The sequence below is a fragment of the Microbacterium lacus genome (assembly GCF_039531105.1).
Taxonomy (GTDB): domain Bacteria; phylum Actinomycetota; class Actinomycetes; order Actinomycetales; family Microbacteriaceae; genus Microbacterium; species Microbacterium lacus.
Genome location: NZ_BAAAPK010000001.1, coordinates 520,449 through 542,803 on the forward strand (window position 1 = coordinate 520,449; position 22,355 = coordinate 542,803).

Here is a 22,355-nt window from a genome sequence, read left to right on the forward strand (position 1 = left end):
CGTGTGGGATGAGCCCGACATGCCGCCCGACGCCCCGCCCGACGACTGGGCACCACCCGCCGACGACGGGTGGGCGCCCCCTCCGGACGACCAGCGGATGCCGGCCGCGACGCGCCCGACCCCCGCCCGGTTCGCGACGGCCGCCGACGCGCTGCACACCGTCTTCGGCTACGAGAGCTTCCGCGGCAATCAGGGCGCCGCGATCGAGCAGCTCATCGCCGGCGGCGACGCGATCGTCCTGATGCCGACCGGCGGCGGCAAGAGCCTGATCTACCAGATCCCCGCGCTCGTGCGGCCGGGCACCGGCCTCGTGGTGAGCCCGCTGATCGCGCTCATGCACGATCAGGTCGACGCGCTCGTGGCGAACGGCGTCCGCGCGGCGTACCTGAACTCCACACAGGCGCCTGCCGAGCGTGCAGCGGTCGAGCGCGCGTACCTCTCCGGCGAGCTCGACCTGATCTACGTCGCCCCCGAGCGTCTCTCGAACGCCACGACGCGGTCGCTTCTGCAGCGCGGCACGCTGAGCGTGATCGCGATCGACGAGGCCCACTGCGTCTCGCAGTGGGGGCACGACTTCCGTCCCGACTACCTGACCCTCGGCGAACTCGGCGAGCAGTTCCCCGGCGTCCCGCGGGTGGCGCTCACCGCGACCGCGACGGCGGCGACGCACCGTGAGATCACCGAGCGGCTCAGGCTCCCCGACGCCGCGCACTTCGTGGCGAGCTTCGACCGCCCGAACATCCAGTACCGCATCGACCCGAAAGTCGAGCCTCGCAAGCAGCTCTTGAGCTTCATCAGGTCGATGCCCGAGGGCTCTGCCGGCATCGTCTACGCGCTCAGCCGCAAGAGCGTCGAGCAGACCGCCGAGTTCCTCCGCACGCAGGGCGTCGACGCGCTCGCGTACCACGCCGGACTCGACGCCGCGGTGCGTGCGAGGCACCAGGCCCGGTTCCTCCGCGAGGACGGTGTCGTGATCGTGGCCACGATCGCCTTCGGCATGGGCATCGACAAGCCCGATGTGCGCTTCGTTGCGCACATCGATCTGCCGAAGTCCGTCGAGGGCTACTACCAGGAGACCGGACGCGCCGGCCGCGACGGCGAACCATCGGTCGCCTGGATGGCCTACGGCCTCGGCGATGTCGTCCAGCAGCGTCGCATGATCGACCAGAGCCCCGGCGACCGCTCGTACAAGACGCGCCTCGGTCAGCACCTCGACGCGATGCTCGCGCTGTGCGAGACGGTGGGATGCCGCCGTCAGAATCTCCTCGGCTATTTCGGGGAGTCCTCCGACCCGTGCGGCAACTGCGACACGTGCCTCGCCGCCCCGGACACCTGGGATGGACTCGTCCCCGCCCAGAAGCTCCTCTCGACGATCGTGCGCCTGCAGCGGGAGCGCGGCCAGGCGTTCGGCGCCGGGCACCTGATCGACATCCTGCGCGGCGCGTCGACCGACCGCATCCGGCAGCAGGGGCACGATTCCCTGTCCACGTACGGTCTGGGTGCCGATCTCAGCGACCAGGACTGGCGCAGCGTCATCCGCCAGCTCCTCGCCCGCGGCATCCTCGTCTCGCAAGGGGAGTACGGCACCCTCGCTCTCGGTGAGCCGGCGGGCGGCGTGCTGCGGGGAGAGTCCGCGGTGCCCCTGCGCAGAGACGTGCTCGGTCGTGGCGGCGCCGGGTCGTCGCGTGTACGCAGGGCGGCGGCATCCGATCAGCTCGACCAGGGCGACCGGCCGGTTTTCGAGGCGTTGCGGGAGTGGCGCGCGCGTATGGCGAAAGAGCAGGGGGTGCCGGCCTACATCGTCTTCGGCGACGCCACGCTGCGTGCACTGGCCGAACACCGCCCCGCAACCCTCGCGGATCTCGACGGGATCACCGGAATCGGCGCGAAGAAGCGCGAGGCCTACGGCGACGCCGTGCTCGAGGTGATCGCCGCCCCGCGCTGACCTCAGACCGGGGCGAACGTGCGCACGTGCGCGATGTCGAAGCGGTGCGGCAGGGCAGCGGCATCCCGCACGCCTGTGGCGCTCGGGAACTCGTACACGTTCAGCATGAACTGCACGGGATAGTCGATGCTCTGCCGCGAGGTCTTGACCCAGCGGCCGTCGACGAAGAAGTGGATCGCGTCGCGCTGCCAGTCCACGGCGTAGTCATGGAACTCGGTGAGATCCCCGTCGACGCGAACCTTCTCGAAGTCGAGTTTCAGGCGCGGATCGTTCTGCGGCTTCACGCCGACACCGACCCACCCGCCCGAGTCGTCGAGATCCGAGCCGAAGATCTCGGCGACGCAGATCTCGCCGCAGTCCTCCGGGCGCTCTTCGAAGCCGATCGGCCAGAACGCGACCATCGCATCGGGATGCCGGATGGCCCGCATCCGCACCTCGATCACGCCGAAGTGCGGCACCCAGAGCCGCCGCTCGGGCTGTTCTTCGCGCACCACGAGACCGTCGCGGTAGCGGTGCTGCCCGCGCGTACTGCCGAACGGGCCCGACAGCTGCCCGGTCTGCAGGGTCGAGGTGCGCGTCATTCCGTCATACTCGGGTGACCACGGCGCGGTGTCCTCGTCGATGCGCAGGGTGATGCCCTCCGGACCGAGCTCGTAGCGGGCTGCGGATGCCGCACGGGATGCCCAATGCGGTGTGTAGTACGGCCACCACCGCGACTCGTCGAGTCGCCCGGCGCGGAAGTGCTCCGCGTGATCGGGCGTCCGCGCGGCGAGGTCGAGGGAGGGCTGCTCCATCGCTCCAGTGTGGCCCGGACCGCCGACACCGGCCGTGCGAGCGGGCTGCTGTCGGGAGACCACAAGCATCCCGGTCTGACGAGCCGGAACTCCTTGTCGGGATCGTCAACCGACTTGGGGACCTGTTGTGGGAGTCCTACCGTTGAAGGCACTCCTCCTCCCACCGAAAGGTGCCGCAATGACCGACGCCGCCGTCCGTTCCCGCAAGCCGTCCACAAGCCAGCGCACCCCCGCCGGCGGTGCCCCGACCGCCCCGCACTCCGCCGCCGAAGCCGCCGAGCCGCGCATCGACGTCGACCGCGTCACCGATCTGCTCCTGGGCACGTGGGCCGACACCCGCCGTGAGGCGCGCGAGATGATCAAGGACCCCGCGTTCTGGCGGGTCGACGGGCTCGGGATGGACGAGCACCGCGAGCGCGTCCTCGGTCAGCTGCACCTGCTCGTCGAGCAGGGCGGCGTGCACCGGGCGTTTCCGAAGCGCTTCGGCGGGGAGGAGAACAACGGAGCGAACATCGCCGGCTTCGAAGAGCTCGTCGCGGCCGACCCGAGCCTGCAGATCAAGTCCGGTGTCCAATGGGGCCTCTTCGGCTCCGCTGTCCTCCAGCTGGGAACGACGGAGCACCACGACAAGTGGCTTCCCGGCATCATGAGCCTGGAGATCCCCGGCGCGTTCGCGATGACCGAGACCGGCCACGGTTCCGACGTCGCGGCGATCGGCACCACGGCGACGTACGACCCCGAGACCGAGGAGTTCGTGATCCACACGCCCTTCCGCGCAGCGTGGAAGGACTACCTCGGCAACGCGGCGCTGCACGGCATCGCCGCGACGGTGTTCGCGCAGCTCATCACGAACGGCGTGAACCACGGCGTGCACTGCTTCTACGTGCCGCTGCGCGACGAGAACGGTGCCTTCCTGCCCGGCGTCGGCGGTGAGGACGACGGTCTCAAGGGCGGCCTGAACGGCATCGACAACGGTCGGCTGCACTTCGACCACGTCCGGGTCCCGCGCACGAACCTCCTGAACAAGTACGGCGACGTCGCCCCCGACGGCACGTACTCGAGTGAGATCTCCAGCCCGGGGCGCCGCTTCTTCACGATGCTCGGCACGCTCGTGCAGGGTCGCGTCTCCCTCGACGGCTCGGCCGCCTGGGCCTCGGCGCTCGGCCTGGACATCGCGGTCACGTACGCGAACCAGCGTCGCCAGTTCGACTCGGGCAGCGGCACCGACGAGGTCGTGCTGCTGGACTACGGCAAGCACCAGCGCCGACTGCTGTCGCGGCTCGCGACGACGTACGCGACGATCTTCGCCCACGACGAGTTCCTGCAGAAGTTCGATGCGGTCTTCAGCGGCAAGGCCGACTCGGATGCCGACCGCGAAGACCTCGAGACGCTCGCCGCCGCCCTCAAGCCGCTGTCGACCTGGCACGCGCTGGACACGCTGCAGGAGGCACGCGAAGCGTGCGGCGGCAACGGCTTCCTCTTCGAGAACCGCCTGGTGGGCCTGCGCGCCGACCTGGACATCTACGTCACGTTCGAGGGCGACAACAACATCCTGCTCCAGCTCGTCGGCAAGCGTCTGCTCGGCGACTTCGGCCGGCAGTTCAAGGGGAAGGACGCCAAGGCGCTCGCCGCGTACGCCGTCGGGCAGACCGCCGGCAAGCTCTTCCACGGCGCGGGACTCCGCCAGCTCGGGCAGACGGTCACGGACTTCGGCTCGACGGCGCGGGCGGTCGAGCGGGGGCTTCGCGGCGACCAGCAGCACGAGCTGCTGGCCGGACGCGTGCAGCAGATGGTCGCCGACATCGCGGGACGTCTGCGGCCGGCATCCGGTCTCTCGCCCGCGGATGCGGCCGCCCTGTTCAACGCGAACCAGGCGGAGCTGATCGAGGCGGCCCGTGCGCACGCCGAGCTGCTGCAGTGGGAGGCCTTCACGGATGCCGTCACCGGCATCCAGGACGAGGGCACGTCGCGGGTCCTGACGTGGCTGCGCGACCTCTTCGGACTCGGCCTCATCGAGAAGCACCTGGCCTGGTATCTGATCAACGGCCGGCTCTCCACCCAGCGCGCCGCGGCGGTGTCGTCCTACATCGACCGGCTCTGCCTGCGCCTGCGTCCGCACGCGCAGGACCTGGTCGACGCGTTCGGGTACGCCCCCGAGCACGTGCGTGCGCCCATCGCGTCGGGTGCGGAGCAGGAGCGTCAGGACGAGGCGCGCGCCTACTACCGCGCGCTCGCCGAGTCGGGTCGGGCTCCGATCTCGGAGAAGGCGGCCAAGCGCGTCGTGTCCTGACCCGCTCTGCGTCCCCCGACGCTGAGACGACGACTGCACGTCGAGACGGTGGGTGAACCCCACGCTCTCGACGCGCAGTCGTCGTTTCACTGACGCGGCGAGCGGATGCCGAGCATGCGTGTCCGTGGAGCGTCCTACGCTGAGCGGGTGAGTGCAGATGTGCGCGTGGGCGCCGATGGACGACCGCGATGCGGGTGGGTCGGTGAAGATGCGGAGTACATCCGCTACCACGACGAGGAGTGGGGCGTCCCCCTGCACGGCGACCGAGCGCTGTTCGAGAAGATGAGCCTCGAGGGGTTCCAGGCGGGCCTCAGCTGGATCACGATCCTGCGCAAGCGGCCGCGCTTCCGCGAGGTCTTCGAGGGCTTCGAGCCGGAGGCGGTCGCGGCGTTCGGTGAGGACGATGTCGAACGGCTGATGACGGATGCCGGCATCATCCGCAACCGCGCCAAGATCCACGCCACGATCTCCAACGCTCGATTGCTGCTCGGAATGGCGCCCGGTGACCTCGACGCGTTGCTGTGGTCGTTCGCGCCGGGCCCGGGGCGGCAGCGACCGGACTCGTTCGCCGAGGTCCCGGCGGTCACCGCCGAGTCGCAGGCGATGAGCACGGCGTTGCGGAAGCGTGGCTTCCGGTTCGTCGGGCCGACGACGATGTACGCGCTCATGCAATCGACCGGGATGGTCGACGACCACGTGTCCGGGTGTTGGCGGACCGCGATGTTGACTGCGTGATGCGTGATGCGTGATGCTTGATGCGTGCGCACGACCCTCTCCATCGACGACGACGTCCTCGCCGCGGCCAAGCAGTTCGCCGACTCGCGGGGCATCACGCTGGGCGAGGCGATCTCGCAGCTCGCGCGGGCGACGCTGACCGAACGCCGCCGCTTCGACACGCGGAACGGCATCGTTCTGCTGCCGGCGGGGTCGGGCACCGCGGCGACGCTCGATGATGTGAACGCGCTCCGCGACGACGCGTCATGACCCGCCACCTCCTCGACGTCAACGTCGTCATCGCTCTGATCGACCCCCTGCACGTGCATCACGATCGCGCGCACCGATGGTTCACGGCGCGCGAGAGCGCCCCATGGCACACCAGTCCGACCGTCCAGAACGGCGTCGTGCGCGTCGTGAGCAACCCGAAATACCCGAACAGTCAGCCCGCGCCGGTGGTCCTTGCGAGTCTGGCCAGTCTCGCGGCGCGGGACGATCACGCCTTCCTTCCCGACTCGGTGAGCCTTCTCGACGGCTCCGTGCACACCGAGCGGCTGCTGGCCAGCTCGCAGGTCACCGACACGTACCTGCTGCACCTCGCGTCATCGAACGACGCGATGCTCGCGACCTTCGACACGCGCATCGTGACCTCGGCCGTGCCGAGCGGTGCGCAGGTGGTCGCGCTGATCCCCTGATCAGGGGAGGATCGCCACGAGCGATGTGTCGGCGGCCTCCGCCACAATGGAGCGTCGCCGCGGAGAGGACACGCAGACCCATGACGCAGAGCACCCACATCGCCGATTCGCACGAGAAGATCCGGGTGGTCGGCGCGCGCGAGAACAACCTCAAGAACGTCGACGTCGAGATACCGAAGCGCCGCCTCACGGTCTTCACCGGGGTGAGCGGCTCGGGCAAGTCCTCGCTCGTGTTCGGGACGATCGCGAACGAGTCGCAGCGTCTGATCAACGAGACCTATCCGACGTTCGTCCAGCAGTTCATGGGTCAGCTCAGCCGCCCCGAGGTCGACGCGCTGGAGAACGTGAGTCCCGCGATCATCGTCGATCAGGAGCGCATGGGGTCCAACGCCCGCTCCACGGTCGGCACGGCAACCGACGCGCACGCGATGCTGCGGATCCTGTTCAGCCGGCTCGGGCAGCCGCACGTCGGGTCCCCTCAGGCGTTCTCCTTCAACATCCCCTCCGTCTCCGGTGCGGGCGCCGTGACGTTCGAGAAGGGCGGGAAGCAGGTCAAGGAGCGTCGCTCGTTCGAGATCACCGGCGGCATGTGCCCGCGGTGCGAAGGGCTCGGCGAGGCGAGCGACGTCGACCTGGACGAGCTGTTCGACCGCAGCAAGTCGCTCGCCGAGGGGGCGATCAAGATCCCCGGCTACAGCGTGGACGGCTGGATGGTGCGCGGGTTCACCGAGTCGGGCTTCGTCGATCCGAACAAGCCGATCAAGGACTACTCCGCGCAGGAGCTCGCGGACTTCCTCTACAAGGAGCCGACGAAGGTCAAGATCCAGAACATCAACATGACGTACGAGGGGCTCATCCCCAAGATCACCAAGTCGATGCTCCAGAAGGACCGGGATGCGCTGCAACCGCACATCCGCGCGTTCGTCGAGCGCGCGGTGAAGTTCACCGCCTGCCCCGAGTGCGAGGGCACGCGGCTGAACGAGGGCGCGCGCTCGTCGAAGATCCGCGGGAAGAGCATCGCGGATGCCGCGGCCATGCAGATCACCGACCTGGCGGCGTGGCTGGCCACGATCGACGACCCCGAGGTCGCCCCGCTCATGCAGGGGCTGCGCGCGACGATCGACTCGTTCGTCGACATCGGACTCGGCTACCTCTCGCTCGACCGCTCCTCCGGCACGCTCTCCGGCGGGGAGTCCCAGCGGACGAAGATGATCCGCCACCTGGGTTCGGCCCTCACCGACATCAGCTACGTGTTCGACGAGCCGACCGCGGGACTCCACCCGCATGACATCCAGCGCATGAACGCGCTGCTCAAGCTCCTCCGCGACAAGGGCAACACGGTGCTCGTCGTCGAGCACAAGCCCGAGGTCATCGAGATCGCCGACCACGTCGTCGACCTCGGCCCGGGCGCCGGGCGAGCGGGAGGCGAGATCCGCTACCAGGGAGATGTCGCCGGCCTCCGCGCGTCGGACACCCTCACCGGGCGCCACCTCGATCACCGGGCGAGGCTGAAGGAGTCGACCCGCACCGCGACCGGAGCGCTGGAGATCCGCGGGGCGACCCAGCACAACCTGAAGAACGTCGATGTGGACATCCCCCTCGGCATCCTCACGGTCGTCACCGGCGTCGCCGGTTCCGGCAAGTCCTCGCTCATCCACGGGAACGTGCCACGCTTCGACGATGTCGTGGTCGTCGATCAGGCGCCGATCAAGGGGTCCCGCCGCAGCAGTCCGGCGACCTACACCGGGATCCTCGACGCGATCCGTGCAGCGTTCGCGAAGGCGAACGGCGTGAAGCCGGCCCTGTTCAGCGCGAACTCCGAGGGCGCGTGCCCCGCGTGCCGTGGGCTCGGGGTGATCATCACGACGCTCGGCTTCACGCCGACCGTGGAGACCCTGTGCGAACTGTGCGGCGGATCCGGGTTCAGCGACGAAGTGCTCGAATACACGCTCGACGGGCGCAACATCGCCGAGGTGCTCGCGATGTCCGCGGCAGAGGCAGAGGAGTTCTTCGGCGGGTCCAAGGCGGTCGCGGCGGCGGCCCGCACGACGCTCGCGCGCATGAGCGACGTCGGACTTGGCTACATCACGCTCGGTCAGGCCCTCAACACGCTGTCCGGCGGCGAGCGACAGCGGCTCAAGCTCGCGATCTCGATGGCGAAGAAAGGCGCGATCTACGTTCTCGACGAGCCGACGACCGGTCTGCACCTCGCCGACGTCGACAACATGCTCGCGATGCTCGATCGGCTCGTGGATGCCGGCAACTCGGTCATCGTGATCGAGCACCATCAGGCGGTGATGGCGCACGCCGACTGGATCATCGACATCGGACCCGGTGCGGGCCACGACGGCGGCACGATCGTGTTCGAGGGCACACCGGCCGACCTGGTCGGGTCCGCCGACACCCTGACGGCCCGCCACCTGAAGGCCTACGTCGGCGCCTGAGCGTCAGCGGAGCGGGGTCGTTCGTCCGCGAGGCTGGCATCGGGTCTGGCGGGGGCGCCGGCCGGAGGCCGCCGCCTGAGCGTCCGCGGAGCGGGGTCGTTCGTCCGCGAGGCTGGCATCGGGTCTGGCGGGGGCGCCGGCCGGAGGCCGCCGCCGGGGCATGCCTCGCGGATGAAGGACCCCGCGAAGCCCCGGAGATGCGCTCAGCGCCCGGCGTCGAAGAGGTGCCGGCCGCCGTGGCTCAGCACCTTCACCATGACACCGCGCCGTCGCAGCTCGGCGACGGTCCGGGTCTCTTCGTCGATGTCGCGGCCGAGGGCGTGCACGGTCGCGACGACGAGCACATCGCCGGTCTTGAGGGTGCCGAACAGGCGGACGAGTCGTTGCTCCCACGACTCGAGCGTCTCCGGGGCCGGATGCCGGAACCCCTCGATCGGCACTCCGAAACGCGTGAGCTCTTCGCGCTGCTCGGTGACGCTCGGCATGTCCTCGCGGGAGATCACCAGACCCACGAGGCGTGATCCCGCCGGTCGGGCGAGCCACCAGTCACGATCGCGCTGCAGCTCGGTGAAGCACTGCGGGCACTCGGCCGCCTCGTGCGGCAGGTGCAGCGGGCTGGTCCGGCTGTGCGGGTCGGCGTCGAGCGCGGCGGAGCGCTGCCGGGCGGCATCCGCTCTCTCGCTCATGGTCTCCATTCTCACCCGGATGCCGCCCGCCGCGTGACCGCTCAGAAATCGTCGTCGAGCCTCAGCTCGAGACTGAGCTGATCGGCGTCCAGCTCCGCGAGGGCGTGACGCAGCGCCGCGGTGCTGAATGTCCCGTCACGGGAGAGGTCGTTCAATCGCACCCGCATCGCGCCGATCATCGCGAGACGCAGCTCGAGCATGTCGTGGGCGAGCGAGGTCACATCGTCGTCGGGGGGCTGAGTGAGACGCGAGCCGACGCGCTCCACGAGTGCCGGGTCGAAGGCCCGACCGTCGCGCTTCGTGAGGTCACCCGTCGTGAGGTGCGCGGCGGCCGCCACGCGCATCTCCTCGTCGATGCGCCGTTGCTCCTCCGCCGTCGGTCCGGCCGAGGCCGAGTCCTCGATGCGAAGGGCGCGGACGAGCCACGGGAGGGTGAACCCCTGCAGCATGAGGCTGCCGACCGCCACCAGGAACGCGACGAAGACCAAGAGGGCCTGCACGGGGCCGGCAGGCAGGGTCTGAGCGGCGGCGAGGGTGACCACGCCGCGCATCCCGGCCCAGACGATGACCGTGCCGTGCTTCCAGCCGAGCGGGGAGGCCTGGTAGTAGTCCAGATCGGTGAGTGTCCGCGAAATACGGCGGCGCATGCGGCTGAGCCAGCGATCGCGGCGTTCATCCGGCCCACCACTGGACGTGTCGCGCGACCGCTGGACGGCCCCGTCGATCCGCCGCGCGAAGGCCTCGACCCGTGCGCGGGTCATCCGCTTGGCCCGGCGCGCCTGGGTCCACAGCAGCACGCTGACGTACGCCGCGCGGACCGCGATGAGCACGAGAAGTGCGCATCCGGCGAGCCACGCGCCGTGCCACAGACCCTGGTGGTCCTCGATGTTGAGCCGCACGATCTCCTTGAGCTGCAGCCCCATGATCAGGAAGACCGCGCCCTCGAGCACGAGCTCCACCGTGCGCCAGTTCAGCTCGTCCGACAGGCGCTGCTCCGGCGTGAACCATCTCGCCGCGCCCTGGCCGGTGACGATGCCGGCGACCACCGCGGCGACCAGGCCGGAACCGCCGAGCTGCTCGGTCGGAAGGTAGGCGACGAAGGGGACGACGAAGCTCAGCGCGGTATTGGCGGCCGAGTGGGCGAGCCATGCGCGCACGCGGAGCGCCAGCAGACCGACAAGGCCGCCCACGACGATCGCGACGACCACTCCCCACCCGAAATCGATCACGGCTCCGCCGATCGGGACGCTGCCGATCGCGATCGCCGCGACGGCGGTGCGCAGCAGCACGAGCGAGGTCGCGTCGTTGAGCAGGCTCTCGCCTTCGAGCATCGTCACGACCCGTGGGGAGATGCCCACTCGTTTCGCGATCGATGTCGCGACGGCATCCGTCGGACTCAGCAGCGCCCCCATGGCGATCGCCAGGTACGGGTCGATCCCGGGGATCACCAGGCCGAACAGGACGGCGAGAGCGGCCGTGCTGACCAGGACGAGGAGGATGGAGAGCCCGGCGATCGGGCGGAAGTCACGCCGGAACTCGATCGCGGGCAGCTGCACGGCCGATGAGTACAGCAGTGGAGGCAGGACACCGACGAGGATGATCTCGGGGTCGATCTCCCACGCGGGGACGAACGGCAGAAGGCTCACGCCGATGCCGATCGCCACCAGCGCGAGGGGCCCGGCGATCCCCACGCGCGGGGCGAGCGCCGTGGCGAGGGAGACAACAACGACGCCGACGACTGCGACGAGGAGCAGTTCCATCGCCGCTAGAACACCCCGAGCGCGCGGACGGCGTCGCGTTCCGCGACGAGTTCCGCCACGGAGGCCTCGATGCGGGCGCGGGCGCGGGCGTCGACCTCGAGTCCTTCGATCACGCGATAGCCGTTCCCGTCGGAGCGCACCGGGAACGAGCAGACCAGGCCTTCCGGCACGCCGTATTCGCCGCGCGAGACGACGGCCGCCGACGTCCAGGGCGTCCCGGCCTGCTCGTCGCGCACGTGCTCGATCGCGGCGTTCGCGGCGGAGGCGACCGATGACGAGCCGCGCACCTCGATGATCTCCGCCCCGCGCTTCGCGACCCGCGGGATGAAGGTGTCATCCAGCCACGCCTGCGCGGCATCCCCACCGCCGAGCCGTTCGGCGAGCGCGTCGACAACGCGTTCGCCGCGGGCCCGCGCGTGGGAGACGTCGGGGAACTGCGTCGCGGAGTGATTGCCCCAGATCGCGACGTTCTCGATCTCGTCGGCGCGGACGCCGAGGGTCTGGGTGAGCTGGCCGACGGCGCGGTTGTGATCGAGCCGGGTCAGGGCGGTGAAGCGGTCGGCCGGGATCCCGGAAGCGGATGCCGCGGCGATGAGTGCGTTCGTGTTCGCGGGGTTGCCGACCACGACGACGCGCACGCCGTCGGAAGCAGCCTCGCCGATCGCCGCGCCCTGCGGACCGAAGATGCCGGCGTTCGCGGCGAGGAGGTCGGCCCGTTCCATCCCGGGTCCTCGCGGGCGTGCGCCGACGAGCAGGGCGATGTCGCATCCGTCGAACGCGACGGCCGGAGCGTCGCTGATCTCCACGTCACGCAGCAGCGGAAACGCGCAGTCCTGCAGCTCGAGGGCAGCCCCCTCGGCGCTGCGGATCCCCTGCGGGATCTCGAGGAGCCGGAGGCGGACCGGCCGGTCCGGGCCGAGCATGTCGCCCGCGGCGATCCGGTACAGCAGGGCGTAGCCGATCTGCCCGCCCGCGCCGGTGATCGTGACCGTGGTCTCGCGCTGTCTCGAGGTCGCCATGAACGAGAGCCTATTGCGGCGCCTGTCCGCGCGCAGACGCATACCGGATCGGACCGCGCCGAGCAATACCGCCCGTCGCAGGCGGATTTCCCGGACCGCGCGCGGCGGCACCGGTACCGTGATCCCATGACCTTCAACGACAACGCGAGCGTCGGAGGCAACTCCGCCCGCCGCCGGGGTGCCGGCGTCGCGGTGGCCGGCGGCGGCATCGCGGGCATCGGCGCGATCGCGGTGCTGCTGTTCCAGCTCTTCACGGGCACCGACATCTCCGGCCTCCTCGGCGGCGGGGGTGTGCCGAACCCGGCAGACACCGGCACGGCGATCGCGAACTGCGAGACCGGGGCCGACGCGAACGCGAGCGATGACTGCCGTCTGGCGGCGGCATCCCTGTCCATCAACCAGTTCTGGGCCGAGAACGTCGAGGGCTACCGCGAGCCGACGCTCATCATCGTCGACCAGTCCACCTCCAGCCAGTGCGGCACAGCCTCCAACGCGACCGGTCCGTTCTACTGCCCGCCCGAAGAGACGATCTACGTCGATCCGACCTTCTTCGCGCTCCTGCGCGACCAGTTCGGTGCCACGGCGGGGTCGCTGTCGCAGCTGTACGTGCTCGCCCACGAGTACGGCCACCACATCCAGCAGATCACCGGCATCATGCAGCAGTACCCGAACAACGGCACGGGCGAGGACTCGAACGGCGTCCGCACCGAACTGCAGGCCGACTGCTTCGCTGGTGCGTGGGTCGCCGGGGCCTCCCAGACGGTCGACGAGAACGGCGTGCCCTATCTGAAGCCGCCTACCCAGCAGGAGATCAACGACGCGCTCAACGCCGCGCAGACCGTCGGCGACGACCATATCCAACAGCAGTCCGGAGGTGCCGTGAACCCCGAGACCTGGACGCACGGCTCCAGCGAGCAGCGCGCGCGCTGGTTCTCGACCGGACTCGACGGCGGCATCGCGGCGTGCGACACGTTCGCCGTCGCAGGAAGCGATCTATGACCCAGCCCGACGAACTCGACTGCCTCTACCCGGAGATCGAACCGTACGAGACCGGGATGCTCCTGGCCGGCGACGGCCACCGCCTGTATTGGGAGCAGAGCGGCAATCCCGACGGCAAGCCGGTCGTGTTCCTGCACGGCGGCCCCGGAGCGGGGACATCCGCGTGGCACCGGCGCCTGTTCGACCCCGAGAAGTACCGCATCGTGCTGTTCGACCAGCGCGGCTGCGGGCGCAGCACGCCGCACGCGAGCGAACCGGGCGCGGATCTCCGCTACAACACCACGTGGCACCTCGTCGCCGACATCGAGCTGCTGCGCCGCAACCTCGGCATCGACCGGTGGCAGGTCTTCGGCGGCTCGTGGGGGAGCGCGCTCGCCCTCGCGTATGCGGAGACGCATCCGGATGCCGTGACCGAGCTCGTCCTGCGCGGGGTCTTCACCCTGCGCCGCCACGAGCTGGAGTGGTTCTACGAGGGCGGCGCGTCGGCGGTGTTCCCGGACCTGTGGGAGGACTTCATCGCGCCGATCCCGGTGCTCGAGCGCTCGCGCATGATCGAGGCCTACCACCGGCGGCTGAACGATCCCGACCCGGCGGTCCACGTTCCGGCCGCGGTGGCATGGTCGCGCTGGGAGGCCGCCACGCTCACCCTGCGCCCGGATGAGGCCCTCGTCGCCGCGATGACCGAGCCCGCGGCGGCCACCGCCTTCGCCCGCATCGAGAACCATTTCTTCGTGCACGGGGGATGGTTCCGCGACGAGCAGCTCATCGCCGACGCTGGCGCGCTGCGCGGCATCCCCGCCATCATCGTCCAGGGGCGCTACGACATGTGCACGCCCATCATGACCGCCTGGGACCTGCACCGGGCGTGGCCCGAGGCCGAGCTCGTGGTCGTCGACGACGCCGGGCACTCGGCGAGCGAGCCGGGCATCGCCGCGGCGCTCGTCGCCGCGACCGACCGCTTCGCCGGCTGACCCGGACGGATGCCGCGGTTCAGCGCCCCCGGATGAGGTCGGCCGCGACCTCACCGACCACGATCGCGGGGGCGTTCGTGTGCCCGCGGATGAGCGACGGGATCACGGACGCATCGGCGACGCGGAGTCCCGCGACCCCGCGCACGCGAAGCTCGGGATCCACGACCGCGTCGGCATCCGTTCCCATCCGCGCCGTGCCGACCGGGTGGTAGAGCGTGTGGGAGTAGCGCCGCAGCGACAGTTCGGCGCGCTCGTGCGGCGTCATGTCCTCCCCGCCCTCCGGCTGAACCCAACCGCCGGTGGTCACAGCACGCATCGCGGGGGTGGACAGCAGTCGCTCGCACTCCGCGAGCCCCGCGAGCATCGTCGCCCGGTCGACCCCCTCGCTGTCGGACAGATAGCGCGGGTCGATGAGCGGCTTGTCGGCGGGGTCTGCCGAGCGCAGGCGGATGGTCCCGCGACTGCGCGGCCGCAGCAGGATCGCACCGACCGTGAGGCCCTCCGCGGGCGGTGGCACGAGTCCCTCGCCCACGTACGGCGCCGACGCGAAGATGATCTCGATATCGGGAAGCTCGGCCGCCATCCCGGTGCGGTCCGCGACATCGGTGCGCACGAACCCGTACGCTTCCGCGACGTTCGAGGTCAGCATCCCGCGCCGCGTCGTGAGGTACCGGGCGAGTTCGGCCGTGCGGGTGGCTCCGTACAGGGTGCCGCTGTGGGCGGAGGGGGCGAGCCCCGCGACGAGGTGATCCTGCAGGTTCGCCCCGACGCCGGGTCGGTCGGCGATGATCGGGATGCCGAGATCGGCCAGGTGATCGGCGGATCCGAGCCCGGAGAGCATCAGCAGCTGCGGGGTGTTCACCGCGCCGCCCGCGAGGATCACTTCCCGCCGGGCCGCGGCGTGGCGGGTGATGCCGCCGATCTCGACGTACACGCCGGTCGCGCGCGGCACCTCGGTGTCGGAGTCGAACGTCACCCGCCGCACGAATGCGTTCGTGAGGACCCGGAGGTTCGCGCGCCTGCGCGCGGGACGGAGGTACGCATCCGCGGTCGAGGCCCGCGCGCCGCGGTGCTGCGACACCATGGTCTGTGAAAAGCCCTGATGATCGGGGAGGTTCGGTGGCGTCACCGCGTGTCCCGCCTCGATGGCAGCCTCGAGGAACGCCGCCGTCTGCGCGCGGGGGTCGCGCTGGTGCTCGACGCGCTGGGCCCCGTTCGTGCCCTGCGTCGGGTGCGTCGCGTCCTCGGTGCGCTCGGCGCGGCGGAAATAGGGGACGAGCGCGTTCCACGACCAGCGGTCACCCGCGACTTCCGCCCAGTCGTCGTAATCCGCCGCGAAACCGCGGATCCACATCATGGCGTTCAGCGACGACGAGCCGCCGAGCGTCTTGCCGCGCGGCCAGAACACGGTGCGGTCCTTGAGCTCGGGCTGGGGGACGGTGTCGTAGTTCCAGTCGTAGCGTCCGCGGAAGAGCTTCGAGAACGCGGCCGGGACGTGCAGTTCGAGCGCGGTGTCGGGGCCGCCGGCCTCCAGCAGCAGGACGGAGACCCCCGGGTCTTCGCTCAGCCGCGCGGCCACTGCAGCGCCGGACGAGCCCGCACCGACGATCACGTAGTCGGCGGACAGGTCGTGCGCGCTCATGCGCGGAACGCCTGGACGAGCGTGCCGGCGAGCCGGGCGAGGTTGCCGTCCATCCGGTAGCGCGTGAAGCCCTCACTCACGGCGGCGCCGGTCCGCGCGTCGACGAACCACGGGGGCTTGGGGAGGACCGAGAAGCGGCTCCCCCGCAGCGACCGGGGGAACGGTCGGAACGGACCGCGCGTGATCGAGCGCTCCACGCCGTCCAGCAGAAGGGCGTTGTGCACGACGCCGATGCCGCTGTGGACGTCCTGCAGGGTGGCGCCAGGGAACCCTCCCCACGTGAGCGTCGGGGTGAGGAATCCGAACGCCGTCCACGAGTTGATCGCGATCGCGCCGTAGCGGAGCTCGGCGATCGCCCGCTCGAATCCGTCTCCGAGCGCGGACTGTGTCGCCGGATCGATCAGCACGTTCGCACCGAGGGTGCCCACGAGCGCGTCGTTCGCGTGCGCGACGGCGGCGTCGAGGAACTCCTGTCCGTTGCCCGGCAGGTCGACGACACCGAGGACGGGCGCGAAGTACTCCGTCGTCTCCAGGGCGGCGGCATCCGCACCGGCTCGCACTTCGACCAGGAGGCGTGAGCCGTCGCCGCACCGGCGGGCATCCGGGTAGCTCGCCGCGGCGGTGTCGAGCTTCTCGTCGCTGCGGGGGTACCAGACCGGCCGTGCCGGCGCCGCATCGAACGCGCGGCGGAGCTCGCGCAGGAACGCGGCCCGCTGCGGCCAGTCGGCGCTGAGGATCACGACCTGCCCGGCGATGCAGTTGTGTCCGCTGTTCTGCAGGCGCATCGTGACCACGTGCTCGGCCTGGAAGCGGAGGTCGGCCGCGCTCCAGGTACCCGGCACGACGATGATCGGTGAGACGCCCCCGAGCTCGGAAGTGATGGGCTTCTTCAGCTGCGGCCGGTCCTCGCGCCGCCGACGGGTGCCCGCCGCCCCCGTTCCCCACACGATCGCATCGAACGTGGGGGCAGCACCCGTGATGTGCACGTGGTCGACCTGCGGGTGGCCCGTCAGGTAGGCGCCGACGTCGCCTGCACCGGTGACGATGCGCAGCAGCCCCGGCTCGATGAGCGGGGCGAGCGCGCGCTCGAACACCGGTACGAGGGAGTCCTGCGTCGGGTTGACCTTGAGGATCACGACGCGGTTGTGCGCGAGCAGTTCGTACAGGACGTCGAGCACGGGGATCGAGGTGACGTTCCCGGCGCCCAGCACGAGTCCGATGCCGCCGCTGCGCGTCGGGTGGCGCTGGCCGAGGCCCGCCGCCATGAGCGCCTCGTGCCGGGTGACTCCCGCCTCGAACCACACTTCGCCGGTGTAGCCGGAGAGCAGCACGGAGTCCATCGCCGCGAGCGGGAACACGTGCGCGCGGAGGCGCCCGCCGGGAGCGGCATCCGTCTTCACGCCGTCCAGGGGACTGCGTCCGCTCGCCAGCGCCTCGAGGCTGCGGCGATAGGCCTCGAGGGCGACGAGCGTCGCGTACGGACCGCTCAGCCATTCCTCGCCACGCAGCGGATGCCGCGGGTCGAGTCCTTTCGAGGTCGCGGCCGTCTCGGCCCATTCCTGCGCGACCGCCGACACGGTGGCGTGCAGCCGCTCCAGCAGGCGCGCGCGTTGCGCGAGGGTCAGATGCGACCACGTCCGAGTGCCGGCGCTCAGGTCGTCGATCGCGGCGTCGAGCCGGTCGGCACCGTCCGGGAGCGCCTCGGTGGACGGGGCGGGGGCTTTCACGCTGGACGACACGGCGCTCTCCTTCGGGCGGGCCTTCAGCTTACGGCGCGGAACTGAGTTCCATCATCGGTGCGCCTCGATCTCACGACGTGATGGTCGAGACCGCGTCGCGCACCGCGCGCATGCCCGCGAGGGTCTCGGCGAAGCTCGTCGACAGCGGCGACAGTCCGATCCGCAGGCCTGCGGGATCGCGGTAGTCCGGGATGACGTCCTGCGTCCACAGCCGCGCGGTCACGTCGCGCATGGATGGATGCTGCAGCGTCACGTGACCGCCGCGCTCGGCGGCATCACGCGGCGAGGCGACCGTGACGCCGAGCGGGGCGAGCAGATCGTCGGCCAGGGCGATCGCGAACTCGGTGAGGGCGACGGACTTCTCGCGGATCGCCGGGATGCCGACCTCGGCGATCAGGTCGACCATGTCGCGCACCGGCAGCATGCCGATGATCGGCGGGGTCCCCGAGAGGACGCGCCGGATACCGGGCGCCGGGGTGTAGCCGGGACCCATCGCGAAGACGTCCGCGGTGCCCATCCAGCCCTGGATGGGCTGGGCGAGACGCGACTGCAGGTGCTCGGCGACGTAGGCGAACGCGGGCGCACCCGGTCCGCCGTTGAGGTACTTGTACGTGCAGCCGACGGCGAGGTCGAAGCCCCACGCATCCGCCTGCACCGCGACCGAGCCCGCCGAGTGGCACAGGTCCCAGAGGATGAGCGCCCCCGCGTCGTGCGCGATGCGGGTGAGTGCTTCGGCGTCGGCCAGGTACCCCGAGCGGTACGCGATCTGGCTGATCACGACGACGGCCGTCGCAGGTCCGGTGGCATCCCGCAGCTGGGCGGCGCTCACACCCGCCGACCGGTCGACATCGATCCACCGCACGCGTCCTCCGCGCTCGGCGGCGATGCCCTCGACGAGGTAGCGGTCGGTCGGGAAGTTGTCGGTGTCGATCACGATCTCGACTCGGGCGGGGTCGGCGGCGCGCTGCGCGTCGAACGCCGCGCGGATGAGCTTGTACAGCAGCACGGTCGTGGAGTCGCCGATCACCGTCTGCCCGGGCGCCGCGCCGATGACCGAGCGCCCGATCGCGTCGCCGATCCGGAACGGCAGCTCCATCCAGGACTCGTCCCAGCCGCGGATGAGCCGCCCGCCCCACTCCTCGTGCACGAACCGTCCGAGGGTCTCGGCGCTGCGGCGCAGCGGCCGCCCGAGGGAGTTCCCGTCGAAGTACACCAGCGGGCTCTCCGCACCGATGAACGCATCGCGGTACGGGGCGAGCGGGTCGGCCGCATCGAGCTCGGCCGCCCGGGCGGTCAGTTCGTCAGCGATGGTCGTCATGGATCAGCTCCTCAGTGGGGACGACGGTGGCGCCGGCCAGCCAGGCGGGGACTTCATCCACGGATCCGGGCGCCTCTCCCGCCACGAACGACGCGACACCGTGCGGTGCCTCGCGCAACGGCCACGGGTCGGCCAGTGCCGCGACCAGGGCGGGTCCGCGCACGCCCGCGGAATCCAGCGAGGCCAGTTCGTCCGGCTGGATGCCGCTCGCACGGTCGCCGTTGCCGAGATCGGTGCCGTAGAGGACGCGCCCGCCCGCCGCGGCGAACGTGGTCAGATTGATCGTCGCGCGCTCACGGTCGGGCCCGTCGTGGATCGACAACGTGGAGATCCACCGCTGCCCCATGGCCCGGGCGCGCGCGATCGACGCTGGATCGGCCCATTCGCTGAACGGCGTGTGCGCGAGGGCGTCGACGCCGGCGTCGAGCGCGCGGCGCAGCATCCCCTCGCCTTCGACGTGGGCGACCACGGGCAGCCCGCGGGCGTGCGCGGAGGCGACGATCGCCTGCAGCGTCTCGAGGTCGAACACCGGACCCGAGGAGAAGTTGAGGGCGACCTTGATCACCGACGCTCCGCACGTGTGCTGTTCGTCGATCGCGGTCGCGACGCCGCCGGGCACCCCGGCGTCGAGCGAAATGTTCGTGATCTCGTGCGTGGTCTCCGGGGGCGCCCACGATCGACCGACCGGATAGCCTCCCGGTGCGGTCAGGAATGCCCCCGCATAGGCGACGGCGGGGAAGCCGCCGCCCGGCCGGCGCGCCAGGGCGATCGGATCTCCGCCGAGGTCCACGACGGCGGCGATGCCGTGACGGGACAGCGGGGCCTCGTCGATCAGGTGGGTGTGCACGTGGTGATCTGTGAAGGCCGGCAGCGCGGTCCCGCGCTCGCCGGTGACCGCGCGCCGGCACGGCCGGGCATCAGGTCCGAGCAGCTCGTGCAGGGCGGAGAGATCGGCGTGCGGCATCCGTCACCCGCCGATCTCGGTCCTGACCGCGAACAGCTCGGGGAAGAACGTGAGCTCCAGTGCCCGCTGCAGGAACGGCACGCCGCTCGAGCCGCCCGTCCCCTTCTTGAACCCGATGATGCGGTCGACGGTCTTCAGGTGCCGGAATCGCCAGAGCTGGAAGTTGTCCTCGAGGTCCACGAGCTCCTCGCACGTCTCGTATGCGGCCCAGTGCGTCTGCGGATCGGCATAGATCTCGGCGAACAGGGGCACGAGTTCGGGGGTGAACGTCCACGCCTTGGTGACATCGCGTTCGAGGACGGAGCCGGGGATGCCGTAGCCCTGCCGGGCGAGCAGGCGCAAGAACTCGTCGTACAGGCTGGGTGCCTCCAGCGCGTCGCGCACGAGGGCGTGTGCGGCGGCATCCGCGTCGAACACGCGCAGCATCGCGGCGTTCTTGTTGCCGAGCGTGAACTCCACCGCGCGGTACTGCGCGGACTGGAAGCCGCTCGCGTTGCCCAGCACTCCGCGGAACTGCGCGTACTCGGCGGGGGTGAGCGTCGCGAGCACCGACCACTGCTCGGTGAGCGTGCGCTGGATGTGCTTGACGCGCGCGATGCACTTGAGGGCCGGAGCGAGCCGGTCTTCGCGCAGGAAGACGCACGCGCCGGAGAGCTCGTGCAGGACGAGCTTGAGCCACAGCTCGGTCGTCTGGTGCTGGATGATGAACAGCAGCTCATCGTGATGCTCCGGGGAGCTCAGCGGATGCTGCGCCGCGAGCAGGGTGTCCAGCTCGAGGTAACCGCCGTAGCTCATGCGGTCGGAGAAGTCCGTGACGACCGACTCTTCGATCGTCCGGGTGTTCTGCTGCACGCCGTCGCTCACCCGCTCAGCCTAGTGAGCGGGGCGCGCTCAGATCAGAGACAGCTCGCGCAGCTTCGACTCGACGTCGGCGTTCGACGGCTCGACGTGGTGCGACGAGTCGGGGTACACGACCACGGGGATCTGCGTGCGTCCGGAGATCTCGCGGGCGATGTCCGCGGCGGCGGGCTCGGCCACCAGATCGACGTAGGTGTACTCCACGCCGAGGCCGTCGAGCTGGCTCTTGGTGCGGATGCAGTCGCGGCACCAGTCGGCACCGAACACCGTCAGGGAGGAGGGTGAAGAAGTCATCCCTCCATCCTCCCGCATGCAGCCTGGATGACGGCCGGATGCCCGGCACGGGGTCGCATGGCACGATTAGACCGGCATGCACCTCTCGATCGTCGTCCCGACCTACAACGAGGCTCCCAACATCGCGGAGCTCGTTCGGCGTGTCACGACCGAGACGGCGGGCATCGACGCGGAGATCGTCTTCGTCGACGACAGCACGGACGACACTCCCGACGTGATCGCCGCGGTCGCGGCGGAGGCGACGATCCCGGTCCGCCTGATCCACCGCGCGCGGCGCACCGGCGGTCTCGGCGGTGCGGTCCTGGAGGGCATCGCCGCCGCGGCGGCGGATGCCTGCCTCGTGATGGACGGCGATCTGCAGCATCCCCCCGAGGAGATCCCCGCGCTCTACGCCAGATTCCTGCAGGGCGACGTCGACGTCGTGATCGCCTCCCGCTACGCCGGCGACGGGACCTCGGCGGGCCTGGCCGGACGCACCCGTGTCATGGTCTCGAAGGCCTCGACGGCGCTCACCCGCGCGATGTTCCCCATCCGGCTCAAGGACGTCAGCGATCCGATGACCGGATTCTTCCTGATCGACCGGCGGGCGCTGGATGCCGAGACCCTGCGTCCGCGGGGCTTCAAGATCCTGCTCGAGATCCTCGCCCGCAAGAACCTGCGCGTCGCCGAAGTGCCGTTCGAGTTCGCGGACCGTCACGCGGGGGATTCGAAGGCCTCCGTGCGCCAGGGGCTGCACTTCCTCACCCAGCTGACCGCACTGCGCTTCGGGAAGATGTCGCTGTTCGCCGTGATCGGCGGACTCGGGGCCCTGGCGAACGTCGCCCTGGTGTGGGCGCTCACCCACCTCGGCGTCAACTACCTCATCGCCGCGATCGTCGCGTCCGAGGTCACGATCATCGGCAACTTCCTGCTGCAGGAGCGCTTCGTCTTCCACGACATGAAGGGGGCGGCATCCGGCGTCTGGTCGCGCTTCGCGAAGTCGTTCACCTTCAACAACGCGGAACTGCTGATCCGCATCCCCATCGTGGCCCTCATGGTGAACACCGGTCACATCTCCGCCGTGATCGCCACGGCGATCACGCTCGTCGTCGCCTTCATCGTGCGCTTCGTGTTCCACTCACTCGTGGTCTACGCGCCGCGGAAGGCGGGCGCTCCCGTGAGCGCCGGTCGCCGCTTCGTCGACGAGCTCGATGCGCAGGCGATGTCTCCCGGTGAACTCTGAC

Annotated in this window: 19 protein-coding genes; 9 read left to right on the forward strand and 10 right to left on the reverse strand. The window is 70.4% G+C overall.

Features of this window, described 5'->3' with window-relative positions; translation table 11 throughout:
- Positions 1-19 precede the first annotated feature (19 nt).
- Positions 20-1,945, forward strand: a complete 1,926-nt coding sequence (gene recQ, locus ABD197_RS02505; RefSeq protein ID WP_344055782.1) for a DNA helicase RecQ — start codon at positions 20-22, stop codon at positions 1,943-1,945.
- Positions 1,946-1,947: 2 nt separating this feature from the next.
- On the opposite strand, the gene ABD197_RS02510 is transcribed toward recQ, so the two are convergent.
- The gene (locus tag ABD197_RS02510) at positions 1,948-2,739 is read right to left on the reverse strand and encodes a glycoside hydrolase family 16 protein (RefSeq protein ID WP_344051260.1); all 792 of its coding nucleotides are present in this window, start codon (positions 2,737-2,739) and stop codon (positions 1,948-1,950) included.
- 178 nt (positions 2,740-2,917) lie between these two features.
- Between ABD197_RS02510 and ABD197_RS02515 the strand changes: the two genes are divergently transcribed.
- The 5 genes from ABD197_RS02515 (at position 2,918) to ABD197_RS02535 (ending at position 8,882) form a co-directional block, all read left to right on the forward strand.
- Positions 2,918-5,029 (forward strand): acyl-CoA dehydrogenase family protein, encoded by a 2,112-nt coding sequence (locus ABD197_RS02515; protein WP_344051262.1) that lies wholly within the window; start codon positions 2,918-2,920, stop codon positions 5,027-5,029.
- Between the two features lie 114 nt (positions 5,030-5,143).
- The gene (locus ABD197_RS02520; RefSeq protein ID WP_344051264.1) at positions 5,144-5,764 is read left to right on the forward strand and encodes a DNA-3-methyladenine glycosylase I; all 621 of its coding nucleotides are present in this window, start codon (positions 5,144-5,146) and stop codon (positions 5,762-5,764) included.
- Positions 5,765-5,788: 24 nt separating this feature from the next.
- The gene (locus ABD197_RS02525) at positions 5,789-6,013 is read left to right on the forward strand and encodes a hypothetical protein (protein WP_344051267.1); all 225 of its coding nucleotides are present in this window, start codon (positions 5,789-5,791) and stop codon (positions 6,011-6,013) included.
- Complete coding sequence (locus ABD197_RS02530) at positions 6,010-6,438, forward strand: TA system VapC family ribonuclease toxin (protein WP_344051269.1); 429 nt, start codon at positions 6,010-6,012, stop codon at positions 6,436-6,438. Before ABD197_RS02525 ends, ABD197_RS02530 begins: the two co-directional genes overlap by 4 nt.
- Positions 6,439-6,518: 80 nt before the next feature.
- Positions 6,519-8,882, forward strand: a complete 2,364-nt coding sequence (locus ABD197_RS02535) for an ATP-binding cassette domain-containing protein (protein WP_344051271.1) — start codon at positions 6,519-6,521, stop codon at positions 8,880-8,882.
- Between the two features lie 203 nt (positions 8,883-9,085).
- On the opposite strand, the gene ABD197_RS02540 is transcribed toward ABD197_RS02535, so the two are convergent.
- From ABD197_RS02540 to ABD197_RS02550, 3 genes are read right to left on the reverse strand one after another with little or no spacing between them, the layout of a single operon-like run.
- Positions 9,086-9,568, reverse strand: a complete 483-nt coding sequence (locus ABD197_RS02540) for a recombinase family protein (protein WP_344051273.1) — start codon at positions 9,566-9,568, stop codon at positions 9,086-9,088.
- A gap of 41 nt (positions 9,569-9,609) precedes the next feature.
- Complete coding sequence (locus ABD197_RS02545; RefSeq protein WP_344051275.1) at positions 9,610-11,328, reverse strand: cation:proton antiporter; 1,719 nt, start codon at positions 11,326-11,328, stop codon at positions 9,610-9,612.
- Between the two features lie 5 nt (positions 11,329-11,333).
- Positions 11,334-12,347, reverse strand: a complete 1,014-nt coding sequence (locus ABD197_RS02550) for a malate dehydrogenase (RefSeq protein ID WP_344051277.1) — start codon at positions 12,345-12,347, stop codon at positions 11,334-11,336.
- 126 nt (positions 12,348-12,473) lie between these two features.
- Between ABD197_RS02550 and ypfJ the strand changes: the two genes are divergently transcribed.
- Entirely contained in the window at positions 12,474-13,346 is an 873-nt protein-coding gene (gene ypfJ, locus ABD197_RS02555; protein WP_344051279.1) for a KPN_02809 family neutral zinc metallopeptidase, read from the forward strand.
- The gene (pip, locus tag ABD197_RS02560; protein WP_344051281.1) at positions 13,343-14,317 is read left to right on the forward strand and encodes a prolyl aminopeptidase; all 975 of its coding nucleotides are present in this window, start codon (positions 13,343-13,345) and stop codon (positions 14,315-14,317) included. Before ypfJ ends, pip begins: the two co-directional genes overlap by 4 nt.
- Positions 14,318-14,336: 19 nt before the next feature.
- On the opposite strand, the gene ABD197_RS02565 is transcribed toward pip, so the two are convergent.
- The 6 genes from ABD197_RS02565 to ABD197_RS02590 form a co-directional block, all read right to left on the reverse strand.
- Positions 14,337-15,959 carry a GMC family oxidoreductase gene (locus ABD197_RS02565; RefSeq protein WP_344051283.1) on the reverse strand — a complete coding sequence of 541 codons (1,623 nt, stop codon included), beginning with the start codon at positions 15,957-15,959 and terminating at the stop codon, positions 14,337-14,339.
- On the reverse strand, positions 15,956-17,698 hold the full coding sequence (locus ABD197_RS02570) for an aldehyde dehydrogenase family protein (RefSeq protein WP_344051285.1): 1,743 nt from the start codon (positions 17,696-17,698) through the stop codon (positions 15,956-15,958). Before ABD197_RS02570 ends, ABD197_RS02565 begins: the two co-directional genes overlap by 4 nt.
- 70 nt (positions 17,699-17,768) lie before the next feature.
- Positions 17,769-19,016, reverse strand: coding sequence for a kynureninase (locus tag ABD197_RS02575; protein ID WP_344051288.1), 1,248 nt, complete (start codon positions 19,014-19,016; stop codon positions 17,769-17,771).
- Positions 19,000-19,980, reverse strand: a complete 981-nt coding sequence (locus ABD197_RS02580; RefSeq protein WP_344051290.1) for an amidohydrolase family protein — start codon at positions 19,978-19,980, stop codon at positions 19,000-19,002. The genes ABD197_RS02575 and ABD197_RS02580 overlap by 17 nt, the downstream gene beginning before the upstream one ends.
- 3 nt (positions 19,981-19,983) lie before the next feature.
- Positions 19,984-20,844: a tryptophan 2,3-dioxygenase gene (gene kynA, locus ABD197_RS02585; protein ID WP_344051291.1), complete on the reverse strand. Its 861-nt coding sequence runs from the start codon at positions 20,842-20,844 to the stop codon at positions 19,984-19,986.
- 27 nt (positions 20,845-20,871) lie between these two features.
- Positions 20,872-21,132: a glutaredoxin family protein gene (locus tag ABD197_RS02590; protein ID WP_344051293.1), complete on the reverse strand. Its 261-nt coding sequence runs from the start codon at positions 21,130-21,132 to the stop codon at positions 20,872-20,874.
- Between the two features lie 76 nt (positions 21,133-21,208).
- Between ABD197_RS02590 and ABD197_RS02595 the strand changes: the two genes are divergently transcribed.
- The gene (locus ABD197_RS02595) at positions 21,209-22,354 is read left to right on the forward strand and encodes a glycosyltransferase (protein ID WP_344051295.1); all 1,146 of its coding nucleotides are present in this window, start codon (positions 21,209-21,211) and stop codon (positions 22,352-22,354) included.
- Position 22,355: the final 1 nt, after the last annotated feature.